Origin of the sequence: Vibrio sp. SCSIO 43155 (genome assembly GCF_023716605.1) — a bacterium.
Lineage (GTDB): Bacteria > Pseudomonadota > Gammaproteobacteria > Enterobacterales > Vibrionaceae > Vibrio > Vibrio harveyi.
On the sequence record NZ_CP071853.1, the window covers coordinates 543,158 to 556,885 of the forward strand.

The 13,728-nt window shown below is 44.2% G+C and carries 12 protein-coding genes; 9 read left to right on the forward strand and 3 right to left on the reverse strand.

What is annotated here, in order from left to right:
• Positions 1-198: 198 nt before the first annotated feature.
• On the reverse strand, positions 199-1,317 hold the full coding sequence (gene malK, locus J4N44_RS19555) for a maltose/maltodextrin ABC transporter ATP-binding protein MalK (RefSeq protein ID WP_005453403.1): 1,119 nt from the start codon (positions 1,315-1,317) through the stop codon (positions 199-201).
• 668 nt (positions 1,318-1,985) lie between these two features.
• Between malK and malE the strand changes: the two genes are divergently transcribed.
• The 3 genes from malE (at position 1,986) to malG (ending at position 5,722) form a co-directional block, all read left to right on the forward strand.
• Positions 1,986-3,164 carry a maltose/maltodextrin ABC transporter substrate-binding protein MalE gene (gene malE / locus J4N44_RS19560; protein WP_005453405.1) on the forward strand — a complete coding sequence of 393 codons (1,179 nt, stop codon included), beginning with the start codon at positions 1,986-1,988 and terminating at the stop codon, positions 3,162-3,164.
• Between the two features lie 80 nt (positions 3,165-3,244).
• Complete coding sequence (gene malF, locus J4N44_RS19565; protein WP_005453407.1) at positions 3,245-4,819, forward strand: maltose ABC transporter permease MalF; 1,575 nt, start codon at positions 3,245-3,247, stop codon at positions 4,817-4,819.
• A gap of 12 nt (positions 4,820-4,831) precedes the next feature.
• Complete coding sequence (gene malG / locus J4N44_RS19570; RefSeq protein WP_005432001.1) at positions 4,832-5,722, forward strand: maltose ABC transporter permease MalG; 891 nt, start codon at positions 4,832-4,834, stop codon at positions 5,720-5,722.
• A 369-nt stretch (positions 5,723-6,091) separates the two neighbouring features.
• On the opposite strand, the gene J4N44_RS19575 is transcribed toward malG, so the two are convergent.
• Both J4N44_RS19575 and J4N44_RS19580 read right to left on the reverse strand, forming a co-directional pair.
• Entirely contained in the window at positions 6,092-6,337 is a 246-nt protein-coding gene (locus J4N44_RS19575) for a hypothetical protein (RefSeq protein ID WP_005453409.1), read from the reverse strand.
• 162 nt (positions 6,338-6,499) lie between these two features.
• Entirely contained in the window at positions 6,500-6,985 is a 486-nt protein-coding gene (locus J4N44_RS19580; protein ID WP_005453411.1) for an acyl-CoA thioesterase, read from the reverse strand.
• Between the two features lie 450 nt (positions 6,986-7,435).
• Between J4N44_RS19580 and J4N44_RS19585 the strand changes: the two genes are divergently transcribed.
• From J4N44_RS19585 to J4N44_RS19610, 6 genes are read left to right on the forward strand one after another with little or no spacing between them, the layout of a single operon-like run.
• A complete protein-coding gene (locus J4N44_RS19585) occupies positions 7,436-8,332 on the forward strand; it encodes a hypothetical protein (RefSeq protein WP_252045626.1) in 897 nt (298 codons plus the stop codon).
• Between the two features lie 11 nt (positions 8,333-8,343).
• Positions 8,344-9,072: a hypothetical protein gene (locus J4N44_RS19590; protein ID WP_009697141.1), complete on the forward strand. Its 729-nt coding sequence runs from the start codon at positions 8,344-8,346 to the stop codon at positions 9,070-9,072.
• Positions 9,072-10,250, forward strand: coding sequence for a hypothetical protein (locus J4N44_RS19595; protein WP_252045627.1), 1,179 nt, complete (start codon positions 9,072-9,074; stop codon positions 10,248-10,250). Before J4N44_RS19590 ends, J4N44_RS19595 begins: the two co-directional genes overlap by 1 nt.
• Complete coding sequence (locus tag J4N44_RS19600) at positions 10,232-11,629, forward strand: hypothetical protein (protein WP_252045628.1); 1,398 nt, start codon at positions 10,232-10,234, stop codon at positions 11,627-11,629. Before J4N44_RS19595 ends, J4N44_RS19600 begins: the two co-directional genes overlap by 19 nt.
• Positions 11,630-11,647: 18 nt before the next feature.
• Positions 11,648-12,949, forward strand: coding sequence for a hypothetical protein (locus J4N44_RS19605; protein ID WP_005453420.1), 1,302 nt, complete (start codon positions 11,648-11,650; stop codon positions 12,947-12,949).
• The gene (locus J4N44_RS19610) at positions 12,939-13,703 is read left to right on the forward strand and encodes a hypothetical protein (protein ID WP_252045629.1); all 765 of its coding nucleotides are present in this window, start codon (positions 12,939-12,941) and stop codon (positions 13,701-13,703) included. The genes J4N44_RS19605 and J4N44_RS19610 overlap by 11 nt, the downstream gene beginning before the upstream one ends.
• Positions 13,704-13,728: the final 25 nt, after the last annotated feature.

The following is a 13,728-nucleotide window of genomic DNA, read 5'->3' on the forward strand; positions in this document are numbered from 1 at the left end:
TTTAGGAAAAACTTAATACTTGTCTGAGTAGGGCGGGTAAAAGTACTAATCGTAAAGGATTGAAAAGAAACTAAGGTTTTAATTTGCTTATGGTCTATCGAATTAATTCTTAGGACGGAAAATTAATACGTTAGTTTCGGAAATAAAAAATCCCTCTCGAATGAGAGGGATTGGTAGCAAGCAAAGGTGAAAGAAGTTTTACTCGAAATCTACGCCGTTTTCTTTATGTAGTCGGCGGCATGCGCGACCATCGCTGTGGAATAGGTGACAACGATGTGCAGGGATACCGATTTCTAGTTTGTCACCAGACTCTACTGGTAGTGTATCTGGTTGACGGTAGATAACGTCTGCGTCCGCACCTTCTAGGTTTAGGTAAACTTGAGTCTCGTTACCTAGTTTCTCTACGATCATCACTTCACCGTGAATTGTCGCATCAGCGTCAACGGCTTGAACTAAGTGCTCTGGGCGAATACCTAGTGACATACGGTCACCGCGGTTCACCGTCGTACCATCTACTGGGATCCAGAATGATACACCGTTAGAAAGTTGTACTTTTACGCGCTCTGATTCGACTTCGTCAATGAAAACACTCATGAAGTTCATCTTTGGTGAACCAATGAAACCAGCAACAAAACGGTTTTGTGGGTAGTGGTAAAGCTCTAATGGCTTACCAACTTGTGATACATAACCACCATCAAGAACGACAATTTTGTCAGCCATTGTCATCGCTTCAACCTGATCGTGCGTAACGTAGATCATGGTACAACCAAGCTGGCGTTGTAGCTTCGTGATTTGCGCACGCATGTTTACGCGCAGTGCTGCGTCCAAGTTTGATAATGGTTCATCAAGAAGGAATACATCTGGTTGAGACACAAGCGTACGACCGATCGCAACACGTTGACGTTGACCACCAGAAAGTGCTTTTGGTTGACGCTCTAGCAGGTGACCCAACTGTAGAATTTCTGCTGCGTGTTCAACACGCTTATCGATTTCAGCTTTGTCAGCTTTTGCTAGTTTCAGACCAAATGACATGTTGTCATATAGGTTTAGGTGTGGGTAAAGAGCATAAGACTGGAACACCATACCAACACCACGTTTGGATGGTTCTACGTCATTCATGCGCTGGTCACCAATATACAAATCACCTGAAGTAATGTCTTCAAGACCGGCAATACAACGTAGCAGGGTAGATTTACCACAACCTGATGGACCTACGAAAACAACGAATTCACCTTCGTTGATCTCTAGATCTACGTTCTTAGAAATCAGTACGTCGCCATACGCTTTACAAACATTTTTTAACGTGACACTCGCCATGTAGCTCGTCCTCGATCAATTTTTATTATTCACCGCTCATCATTATATGAATTATCTAGCGAGCAGTAACAGTAGGAATCGGTAAGTTATTGGGATTGGTAAGAAAAACAGGGTAGCGCTCCAAATGTCCTGAACTGGAGCACTACCCATCATAGCCAAATACGAGTTTCTCTCCCCCACATTATTCGTGTTGTCTCCCCCGTGAAATAATTACCACAAACAACACCAATAATGACATTCCACTCGTATGGCAATGAAAAACCAGCAAATCTTTTCACCTATAGGGTAGGTACTGCTGGGAAAGGGTTCTTACCATCCACTCTTGGATGACTGCAGTTTCTAAGATTGTGTTCACTGCTACATCCTCCTAATCGAAATAATTGTAGGGGGAGTAGGCGGGGAGGAGTCAAAAAGGAGGAGTAGAGTGGGAGTTGGGCTGAAATCACATTATTGCGTGACCTAAAGTTGAAACCGATCACAGGAAGTATTCATTTTGTGATTTGAGTCTCTAACCCTTGGCGATTCAGATCACGAAAATACGTCATAATTGCAAGGGCGTAGGGATTAGGAGGATGAGACATATAGGATTATTTCAGATGATATATGTCGAAATACGGCTGAACCTCAATGGACTAGCCCTACATCAAAAATATAAAAAGGATACGAACATGAAAAAATTAAGCGCTGTAGCACTAGGTACTCTTGTTGCTTTGGGTTCTTTTGGTGCTAATGCTGCCATCGAAGAAGGACAACTGACTATCTGGATCAACGGCGACAAAGGCTATAACGGTCTTGCTGAAGTTGGTAAGAAGTTTGAAGAAGACACTGGCATCAAGGTAACAGTGGCTCACCCAGACGGTCTACAAGACAAGTTCCCTCAAACTGCAGCGACAGGTGATGGTCCTGATATCGTATTCTGGGCTCACGACCGTTTCGGTGGCTACGCAGAATCTGGTCTACTAGCTGAAATCAAACCATCTAAAGAAATTCAAGACGGCATCGTTGATTTTGCATGGGATGCAGTTCGTTACGACGGCAAACTTATCGGTTACCCAGTAGCAGTTGAGTCTCTATCTCTAATCTACAACAAAGACCTTGTTCCAAACCCACCTAAGACTTGGGAAGAAGTAGCAGCGCTAGATGCGAAGCTTAAGAAAGACGGTAAGTCTGCGATCATGTGGAACCTAAAAGAACCGTACTTCACATGGCCACTAATGGCAGCTGATGGCGGCTACGCGTTTAAATACACATCTGAAGGTTACGACATTAAAGATGCTGGTATCGCGAAGGAAGGCGTGAAAGATGCGATGAACTTCGTTAAAGGTCTAGTAGACAAAGGCGTAATCTCTGCGGATATGGACTACTCAGTATCTGAGTCTGCGTTCAACCAAGGTACTGCAGCAATGACTATCAACGGTCCGTGGTCTTGGGGCAACATCGAGAAGTCTGGCATCAACTACGGTGTAACAACACTGCCTAAATTCCAAGGTCAGTCTTCTAAGCCATTCGTTGGTGTACTAACTGCTGGTATCAGCACTGCATCACCTAACAAAGACCTAGCGGTAGAGTTCATCGAGAACTACCTACTAACTAACGATGGTCTACGTATGGTTAACAACGACAAGCCTCTAGGTGCAGTAGCGCTTAACTCGTTCCAACGTGAGCTAGATTCAGATACTCGTATCGCAGCAACAATGGACAACGCGATGAACGGTGAAATCATGCCAAACATCCCACAAATGAATGCATTCTGGGGTGCAGCTAAGAACGCTATCATCAACGTTGTTGACGGTCGTCAAACTGTAGATGCTGCTCTAGCAGATGCAGAAAAACAAATGACTAAATAATTCAGTAATACCCTTTTTAAGGAGGGGGCAACTCCTCCTTACTTTTCTATATTTATCCTATATTCGCTAGCAGGTTCCCTATGCAGTCAGTTCAAGGTACAGATGCTATGACAGCACCAGAAGCCAGCCTACCAAGCAGCAAAAAAGTGTTCACCAAATGGGCACTATTGGGCACAGTCGGCATTATCAATGGCTACGCAACTATCTTAATGTATTCTCGCGGTGAGATTGCGTTTGCGCTACTTACGATCATTCTAACCGCATTAGCGCTATTCATTTTTGGTAGTAAGAAAACTTACGCTCACCGATACATCTACCCTGGTATTGCCGGGATGATTCTATTCATCCTGTTCCCTTTGGCATATACCGTCGGTCTGGCGTTTACTAACTACAGCGCGAAAAACCAGCTTTCTTTCGATCGTGCACAGACTGTACTGTTAGACAGAACTTATCAGAGTGGTGAAAGTTTCCCATTCACTCTGTACAAGACTGAGCAAGGTCATCAAATTGTTGTGAAGAAAGGCGACGAGCTATTAGCAACGCCAACCTTCCAACTTGACGGCTTCTCTGCAACGGATCTTGATTTAGCGCCTATCACTGAAGCGACTGGTGACAAAGAGCCAATCAAAACTATCGTTAAGAACCGCAGTGCACTAAGCAGCGTTGACTTGCACCTTCCAAGCGGCGATGACATTCGTATGAGCGGTCTACGTAAGTTCGCAGCTGTGGTTCCGCTATACACACTTCAAGATGATGGCGAATCACTGTTCAACAACCGTACTCAAGAACTATTGCGTCCAAACATGGATGTGGGTTACTACCAACCCGTTGATGAGAATGGTCAGTTTGTTGGCAACACAGTTTCTCCTGGTTTTGTCGTAAACATTGGCACAGATAACTTTGAGCGAGTTTGGAAAGACGACGGCATCAAAGAGCCTTTCATCAGTATCTTCATCTGGACGGTCGTATTCTCAATCCTGACGGTTGTGTTCACGCTAGTTATTGGCTTAGTTCTAGCGAGTGTTGTTCAGTGGGAGGAGCTTAAAGGTCGAGCAGTGTACCGAGTACTATTGATTCTGCCTTATGCGGTTCCGGCGTTTATCTCAATCCTAATCTTTAAAGGTCTCTTCAACCAAAGCTTTGGTGAGATCAACATGGTATTGAACGCTATCTTTGGTATTAGCCCATCTTGGTTCTCTGACCCATTCCTAGCGAAAACCATGGTAATGATCGTGAACACTTGGCTTGGTTTCCCTTACATGATGATTCTATGTATGGGTCTACTAAAAGCGATTCCTGATGACCTTTATGAAGCGTCTGCAATCGATGGGGCGAACTTCGTCCAAAACTTCATGAAAGTAACGTTACCTATGATGATTAAACCTCTGACTCCACTACTGATTGCGAGCTTTGCGTTTAACTTCAACAACTTCGTAATGATTCAGCTATTGACTGGCGGTGGTCCAAACATGATTGGTACTTCTGAGCCAGCGGGTTACACCGACCTACTAGTAAGCTACACGTACCGTATCGCGTTTGAAGGTGCAGGTGGTCAAGACTTCGGTCTAGCAAGTGCAATCGCAACGCTTATCTTCCTATTGGTTGGCGCGCTAGCACTATTGAACCTACGTTTCACTAAGCTATCTCAGGACTAAGGAGTAACGACCATGGCTATAGTACAAGGTAAATCTTTAAAGTACCGTGTATGGGCGACCCATATTGCTCTTTGGGCTTTCCTGTCACTGATTATTTTCCCACTGCTGATGATCATTGCGATCTCATTCCGTGAGGGTAACTTTGCAACGGGTAGTCTGATTCCAGACAACCCATCGTTAGAGCACTGGAAGTTAGCACTAGGCTTCTCGGTAACAAATGCAGATGGTTCTGTAACACCGCCTCCATTCCCAGTACTAACTTGGCTTTGGAACTCAGTAAAAGTTGCGGGTATCACGTCAATCCTTATCGTGGCACTGTCAACAACTTCGGCTTACGCGTTTGCACGTCTACGCTTCAAAGGTAAGAACACCATCTTGAAAGCGATGATGATCTTCCAAATGTTCCCGGCGGTACTTGCGCTTGTGGCTCTTTACGCATTGTTTGACAAACTAGGTCAGTACATTCCGTTCCTGGGGTTAAACACGCACGGTGGTTTGATCTTCTCTTACCTAGGTGGTATTGCACTGCACGTGTGGACCATTAAAGGTTACTTTGAGACGATTGATAACTCGCTAGAAGAGGCCGCGGCATTGGATGGTGCTACGCCATGGCAAGCGTTCCGTTTGGTACTACTACCACTATCTGTGCCAATTCTAGCTGTAGTGTTCATCTTGTCATTTATCGGTGTTGTAGGTGAGGTACCGGTAGCATCTCTACTACTTTCTGATGTAAACTCCTACACACTAGCAGTTGGTATGCAGCAGTACCTATACCCGCAGAACTATCTATGGGGTGATTTCGCAGCTGCAGCAGTATTGTCTGCACTACCAATTACAATCGTATTCTTGCTTGCACAACGCTGGTTAGTCGGTGGTCTGACAGCTGGTGGTGTGAAAGGATAATCTCAGTTGGTCTCTGAGAGAAAAGAATAACTAGAAAAGGGCGACCAAATGGTCGCCCTTATATTTAGCATCGATATTACGCTTTTGGTTTGGCCGCCGATCAGTAATATCAGGCTTTATTGGCGTTACGCATAGCTGGCTGTTAGCTTAGTTCCTTACGCTTTAATCACTAACAGTTTCTTGTAACCATAACCTGAGTCTCGACTCAGGTTTTTTTATACCCGTAGAATCTCTATGCTTTCTTGTTTCCGATACAGACTAACCAGTTTGCAATGGATTACACAGTGGCATCAGAATGCCCTGCGTATCACTTCACAGAATTAATTTAAGCGTATTTAGAGGGAAGGGGCTGGATTTGCTGAGAAAGCGTTAAAACTCGCGGCTAGAGGGAGCACAGCCTACATATTGAAGTAAGGTATATAAACTTTCTTGCTGTAGAGCAACACGGCGGAATAGATCGGCAAAAGTTGAGTCACCACCAAAACAAGTTTGTATGTAATGGTTAATTTCTTCTTCGTTGTAGCCTTCGACATACATGGTTCTGACCCACTGATATTCGACCGCTTTTAAATTGGTTAATGTATTTTCACTTAACGTGGTCTTTTTTAAGCTCAAGATCCAAACTCTACCCAACACCAAAATTGTGGGTGGATTTAACCAAATCAAAGTGAAAGATTTATGACAATTTGAACCTGGCATGAAGTGAATGACAGAACCATGACATTACTTCACGGGTACACCCAAGTGTCTGGAGGACACTTGGGTATATAAGTTGATTTATTTGAGATATTTGACGTGAGCTTCCATTTCTTCGCCAATCTGCTTGCGCATATTCATTAGGCGAATAGCCGATTGTTCGAGCGCTTTATCTTCTTCAGACTCCGGTTTCCACTTAGGAACATCAGTTGGCTTTCCGTCTTCGTCAACCGCAACCATGATGACGATGCAATGTGTTGTAAGGCGGTTTTTCAATTCTTTTGGATCGCTGGCTTGTACATCAATAGCAATGTGCATTGAACTGCGCCCCGTATAAATGACCTTGGCACTGACCTCGACTAAATTCCCAACATGAATTGGGGCGACAAAGCGAATACCACCTGCGTACGCGGTAATGCAGTATTTTCCACTCCAAGCTGCACTGCATGCGTAAGCTGCTAAATCGATCCACTTCATTACGGCGCCGCCGTGTACTTTGCCACCGAAGTTTACGTCTCCAGGTTCTGCAAGAAAACGAAGGGTAATGTCTCTTTGACCACTGCTCATCTGTCATTCCTTTGTGCGTTGTTTAGCTTCAATGTAACAGCAATGCAACGACTCTTAAATACGTCAGCAAAACATTTATCACATCAGTGTCGCTTCGAGTTGGATTAAGCAATCCGAAAGCTGGCTAAAAATCCTTCAAAAATCGAGTTTTATCATTTTATAGATAAAACATAAGTCACACTTATTAAAAAAATACACTATTGATAAAAAGCGCACTAATTCAATTAATTGAATATCTGTTTTGTTGGTTATCTTACTTTTGAGAATGATGTGTCTTTGTTTGTAAGGGTTGTGTAAGGATCTGTAATTGTGGAATGAATGTCACATAATTTCATTTGTGAATAAATATTCGTTCGGAATGCTGTTTGGTGATTGTTTGCTCAATTGCATACGGTTTAATTATTTCGTATGGTTCTGCCCGTTTTTAAATAACACTTTATGGTTAGTCTCTTGTTCCGTGTTTTAAGTCTTAGTTTAGCTATCTCGCTAATTAGTATAAAGATATATGCAGGGGTGGACTCTGGGTATCTGTATGCTTCAGGGTTTGGTGACGCTGAACATGTAGCTCTAAAAGATGCTAAGAAGCAATTGGCACTTAACTTGATTAGTGTTATCGAAGTGAATGAAAAGTCATCTATTGTTAAGACTTCCCATGGTGTCGACACCTCTTTTTCTCAGGATTCATCCATACATTCACTTCCAATTGAAATCCCTCACTTGGAAGTTTTAAGTCATGAATGTGGCGAGAAAGGTTGTGAGTATCGCTATCGGCTGAGTAAGAAAACCTGGCAGAAACAGGTTGAGCATGATTTGACGGTCTCGTACCAAACGGCTGCGATAAAACTTAAAAATCTCAACAACAACTGGCGTGGTGTGAAGGACTACTTTCATGCTGAAGAGCTAATGACGAAAAGTGCCGTTCAGCTCGATGTGCTTGGTATTTTAGATTCCGATGCTGCACAGTCATACCGTGCACAACACCTACAGATTAGCGAAACGATGAACGCGAAGAGAGAAATGCTCTCGATTTCGTTTGTCGCATCGAATGATGCTTTTTCTCATCAAATTCACGAGTTGCTATCACGTCACGCATTTGCGTCGAATCATGGTGGCATCTCCGTTTATATCAAGACGAAATCCCAGCAGGGACGACAAGGGAAAGACTTTATCGCCAAGCAAAGTATTCAACTTAAAGTCTTCGATTCAAATTCATCTCATATGGTGACCCAAAAAGTGATCACCGTGTTAGGTAAATCCCAAGCTAGCTCTGCGGCGGCAAAACACGCTGCTGAGCAAAAAATAATTAAAAAGCTTACTAATAAATCTATCTATTCAGTATTGATCTAAAGGATACAGAAATGTTTAAAAAAACAGTCATGGCTTCTCTATTTGCTACCGCACTAGCAGGTTGTTCTTCAATGCCAGGTATGGAGTCTGCGACGGTTGACCGCAACGAAATGAGTGCAGCTCTTGTTAAATCTTGTACTGAGCTAGGCTCTGAATACACACCAGTATCTTACGCTGTAGACAAAGTATCTAAAGTGATGGTGTCGATTCAAGAGCGTCAATGTGCTGTATTCCAAGACTACCGTACACTAGCAGACAAGCATGCAGACGTAGCAGGTTTCCTAAAGATCAATGCTGATAAGAGTGACGAAGAGCTTCTTGTTGCGATGAATGAATTCGATGAAGGCAAAGCTGAAAACAAGAAAATTCGCCCACAAGTTGAAGCGTACAAAGCGGCGTCTGATTCAATCTTTGACAAGAACGTTGAGCTAGCGAAAGACATCGCGCTTGAGGCGGCTGAAATTGCAATTATTGCTTCAGACAACGCGGCAGTAATTGCGCAAGATTCTGCAATGGCGGGTTTAGGCAACGCACTTTCTTTCCTATCGAACGAGTCTGAAGAAGAAGGCGAAGCGGATGCAGAAGCAAAAGAAGAAGTGCCAGTTGTTGAAGCTTACAACGAGATGAAAGCACGTTCTCTTCTTGTTTACGACGCAAACGACATGATTTCTCTAGACCAAAACACAATCGAGCAACTAGAGAACCTAGACAAAGTTTTAGCAGAGAAAGTTAAGTCGTAATGAAATATTCAAAGATCGCAACACTTGTCGCTGCTGGTCTTGTTTTGGCTGGGTGTAATAGCACGCCCAGCCAACAAACTTACGCAGTTGAGAGTAACGCAGGCAACTCGTCTTTAATCATTGGTAAGTCAGCGTTTGAATTCACCAACAGTGACATCGAAGTTCCAGCATACTTCAACACTCAAGGTCTTCAATTCTGTACTTACGAAGCAAACGAGAAAGACAGCCGTTGTCCGTTAGCTAAAAAGACTATTCGCCTTTACTTCGGTGACGTTCAAACTGACGTTAGCGAGAACCTTCAAGGCAAATCTGCCGATGTATTCAATGCAATGCATTCAAGTATTGGTAAGTTCGAAACGAAAGCGCTTGAGAACACGTTAGAAAACCAATTTGCGGGTGTTAACCGTTTCCGTATCTTGACGCGTGACACTAAGTCAGTAAACGCGGCGATGGAAGAGATTCTTGCCGATGAAGGTGCAGCAAAAGTCGCACAAAAAATGAATGGTCGTGACAAGTTATCGACGGACTACATCATGAAGGTCGACGTGCTTAAAACTGGCGATATGCTCTTTGGTTCTACGCAGTCTTTATTCCAAACATCAATGGAAATGACGACGGGTGTTATTGACCCGTACACTCGTGAAAAGCTGAGCTACCCGAATATCGGTAAGATCCGCGTTTCTAACTTTGATGTTCGTGATAAGGAAAGCTTCACAACCGTAATCGCAAATGGTGACTACTACCGCGGTTTTAACTACACCAGTAGTAAAGACGTTGATTCTGTGATGAACGAAATGGCGTCACGTGGTTTCGATATCATGTTGACTCGTCTGCTAAAAGAGATGCCAGCAACAGCACAAGTTATGGGTATTAAAGGCGACCGAATCTCGCTAGATCGTGGTCAAAATGCTGGTGTATTACCAAATGAAACCATGGTTGTATTTGAGTACAGTGCAGGTTTTGTTGAGCCAATCGGTGTGGCGACGGTTAACCCTAGCCAACAAAGTGCTCAAGGCAAAATTGTCCGCTGGAAAGACAGTAAGCTTGCTGATCAAGTGAAAGACGAAGCTGAGCAGGGTATTTACCGTCCAGATCGTCAGCGTCGAATCTTTGCAGTTAGCGTCGGTGTCCCGATGGAATTCATGAAGGAACGCAGCACATGGGCGCAAAAGGGATAAGTCTTAGTCTTACCCTCGGTGGATTGCTTTCGGCTGCACCTGCAGCTGCGCTTGAACTTGATAAGAGCCAGTCAACACTGGCTCTTGTTGAGCAGGGGTGCGCCTATGGTCGTGGTGCGTTAGCGATAGAGGGGGCGAAAGCGGATGCGATCAATAACCTGCGACTGTTTTTAAATGGGCAGGTTTCACTTTCTTTATCTTCTGAAGATTCCGAATTACTCAACGAACAGTTTAATCAAGCTGCTCGAGAAATGTTAGTAACTGGAATCGAGAGAGGTATGATCACTGCGGATTTTGGGCAACCTGAGATCTACGGCGATGATACCTGTGTGAATGTGCGTCTTATGCCACCAACGCAAACAGAAGAAGACTCAGACGAGGGTATTGTTTGGGGTTCTGACTCGACGGTTTCTGTTGTGGTCATCGGTGAGGGTATCCCGAACGCTAAGCAAGGTTTAAGTGCGCGCCAAGCGGCTGAGCAAGATGCATTTCGTCGTGCTATCAGCCAAGTTTTGGGCGTGATGGTTAAATCTGGCTACCTTCAGCAAACCTATTCAAGCATGTCGGCAAATGCGGTCAGTGATGACTTTAACTTGCATGATGTGGCTGTCCAATCCTTATCAATGCAATCGCAAGGTATGATTACTGGTTGGAGCGAAATTTCTAGCCAAACTAAACCAAATGGTGTGCTTGTCGTGACGCTCGATGTGTCTGTTGAACGCCAAAAGGTTGAGGCTAAGATCGCTCAACTTATCAAGAGTTTAGGGCAACCTGCCGTTTACGTGGATGCGCACCTTCCGGTTGTTCAAACCACGTTCAGTAGCTCTCTTGCTCAGATGGGCTTCGATCTCTCTGGTACTCCAGAGCAGGCAACCATCATTCTTCAAGTTCAAGAAAAAGAGAAAGTGACGCCTTCCGGCTTGCAGTTGGAATTGGCGGCTAAGCTATTAGACCGAGCGGGTAATGAATACGGTGATTGGCACAACGATCCAACACTGATAACCCTTCCTAACAAAGAGGGGATGCTGAATGAACTAGCGTCAGTGCACTTGGCTGTCGATCAAAACCAGAAAATGCTGACTCAAGCGTTACATAGCGCCGTCCAAAAAATGGCAATGCGTGGTGGCCCGGTTAGAGAATTGATCTTTACGCCGAAAGCGGCGGGTCAACAAGGTCAACTTTATACCTTGCTTAGTGCGATTAACGGCGTTTCTGATATCAAGATTGAAAGTCGTTCTGGCAAGGTGATTGTCCGACTTCGCTCATTAAACAACGCCAATGACCTTGCTCAGTTTATCCAGCCAACGTTGCGCATTCATCAGCCAAATTATCAGTCCAAGCTACGTGTTTTGAACGATTACCAAATCAACGTGCTTTAAGACCTCTACAGGATATTTATGTTTAAAAAAACACTTCTTTCATTGGTACTAGCAAGTGCCTTTGGTTCTGCACATGCAAATGTAGATTTTGACCTTAATGATCTCGTTCCTGCAACCGATGCACCTTCTGAAACACAAGCTGTAAATACAGATGACGTAAAAGAGGTGGGTGATCTAGTTGTGGCGGCAGACCCGAAAGCCGCGGTACTTGTTGCTCACCAAAGCCTGATCGAAGACGAAGGTGATGGCGTTAAGATGATCGCAGTTGGCTCGGGTATCGGTATTCTATCTACGGGTTCTGGTAGCTACGAAACTTACGAAAACCGTAACGCGACGTTGTTATCTAAGCGTGGTGCATACATGAAAGCTTTCCAAATTGCGAAAAAGCAATTAGTGGAAAACATGGAAGGCATGAGCAACATGTGTGCGACAGCGATCAACGAAACCATGGATGTGATTGATACTGCGACAGAAGGCGCGGCAAACACCACAAGCATGATGAGCGATAACTGTGCTGAGTCAGTAAAAGGCGCGTTGGCAGGTTACGTGACGTTCGATGTGTATGATGATCCAAGTGAAAACCTAGTTCGTGTTAGTTTGATTTCAACGCCGAAAACACGTGAGCAAACGAAGCGTAAAGTGGGCGCTCTGACTCAGACTACAGAACCAAACGTGATTTTCAAGCAAATCATCGCTGATCTGCAGGCGGGTGTGATGCCTCCTGTTGGTGCGAAAGTGATTACCAACGCTGAAACGGGCGAGTCGTTTGTACTTGGCTTCGGTTCTTCGATCATTCGTGACAACAAGAATAAGAGCGTGAAACGCAAGCTGCTTGGTATGTCTAAATCTCAAGCGCAAGCAAAAGCGAGAAACGGTCTGATTGCAGTAATGCAAGGTGAACAAGTTTACTGGGAAGGTGGTTTCACAGAGAACCAGTTAGAGAAGAATGAACAGTTCGAGTACCCACCTGAGAGCGTTAACCCAGCAGATGCGAAAGTATTGGCAGAAGACAAACACACGTTCATGAACAACATCAAGAGCTTTGATTCGTACAAGTCATTTGCAGCGGGTCAAGTTCCTCCAGGTGTTTCTGTTAAAACCTTTAAGAGTAGCGATGGTGACTGGATGTTAGCCGTTGCGGTTTATGCCCCTTCTCTAGAGGCGACGGCAAAGCAAGCAGCTGCAGAAAACAAAAAGCGCGTTCGTGAAGGTCAAAACGCAAGCTCAGACCACAAAATTTCAACAACTGGCGGTTTGACTGACGGAAGCAACAATACTCAAGGACCATCTGGTCAAGTGAGTAACGCAAATGATCTGTAACCACAGATACTTGCTTGTTCTGGTAGGCCTTTTAGGTCTACCAGTTTTTGCTTCCGACTCTCATTCTTGGTCGTTCAACGGCACGGATTATGAGCTTAAAACCAGTGACTCAGAAGTGTCAGTTGAAGTGAAAAGACAGCATGAACTGACCACGAAACAAATGAAGTCATTGTGTCGTAAAGGGCTCGGTTTAGAGCTTCGCAAAAAATACGAAGACAAGTTGCTTGAAGGTGGTTTCATTCGTGAAACTTTAGATTCGTGGTCTTTTGCGAGTCTAACTTACGAACTGACCAATATTCAGTTTTCTTCAGTGAGCAAGAGTCAAGCTCAGTGCCGTGCGAATGTGAATGATACTGGCTACAAAACCAATCTCCAAACCACAGCGCTGAACTATGCCATTGCGTATTACTCAACCAAGCAGTACCAGCACATCAAGCCGATATTACCGTTGATCATCAAAGAACCTAGCGTTGCAATGGATGCCGCAGGTTTAGTCACCTTGCTCTTATCTCAATCAGACGTGACCAAAGCTGAAAATTACTATCAGCAGTATGTCGATGTTTCCGCAATTTCCAACAGTGAAATCAAGCACTGGCTAGCTCAATGGCAGTTTGAGCAAGGAGAACTTGAGGAAAGCTTGTTCATCGCAAAGCAGTGCTCAAGCAAAGAATGCGAGCGTTTGGTGATAGACATTGAAGATCAAATGTTTGAGCAACAAGCTGAGAGTGTCGGAGATCTGTCTTCTTATTTCTGATTTAACAAATTACGGTAACTCAATT

What these genes read in the sequence shown, in the direction of transcription:
- malK (WP_005453403.1), bottom strand. Translation starts at nt 1,317, where the DNA reads ATGGCGAGTGTCACGTTAAAAAATGTTTGTAAAGCGTATGGCGACGTA.
- malE (WP_005453405.1), top strand. Translation starts at nt 1,986, where the DNA reads ATGAAAAAATTAAGCGCTGTAGCACTAGGTACTCTTGTTGCTTTGGGT.
- malF (WP_005453407.1), top strand. Translation starts at nt 3,245, where the DNA reads ATGCAGTCAGTTCAAGGTACAGATGCTATGACAGCACCAGAAGCCAGC.
- malG (WP_005432001.1), top strand. Translation starts at nt 4,832, where the DNA reads ATGGCTATAGTACAAGGTAAATCTTTAAAGTACCGTGTATGGGCGACC.
- J4N44_RS19580 (WP_005453411.1), bottom strand. Translation starts at nt 6,985, where the DNA reads ATGAGCAGTGGTCAAAGAGACATTACCCTTCGTTTTCTTGCAGAACCT.
- J4N44_RS19590 (WP_009697141.1), top strand. Translation starts at nt 8,344, where the DNA reads ATGTTTAAAAAAACAGTCATGGCTTCTCTATTTGCTACCGCACTAGCA.
- J4N44_RS19595 (WP_252045627.1), top strand. Translation starts at nt 9,072, where the DNA reads ATGAAATATTCAAAGATCGCAACACTTGTCGCTGCTGGTCTTGTTTTG.
- J4N44_RS19600 (WP_252045628.1), top strand. Translation starts at nt 10,232, where the DNA reads ATGGGCGCAAAAGGGATAAGTCTTAGTCTTACCCTCGGTGGATTGCTT.
- J4N44_RS19605 (WP_005453420.1), top strand. Translation starts at nt 11,648, where the DNA reads ATGTTTAAAAAAACACTTCTTTCATTGGTACTAGCAAGTGCCTTTGGT.
- J4N44_RS19610 (WP_252045629.1), top strand. Translation starts at nt 12,939, where the DNA reads ATGATCTGTAACCACAGATACTTGCTTGTTCTGGTAGGCCTTTTAGGT.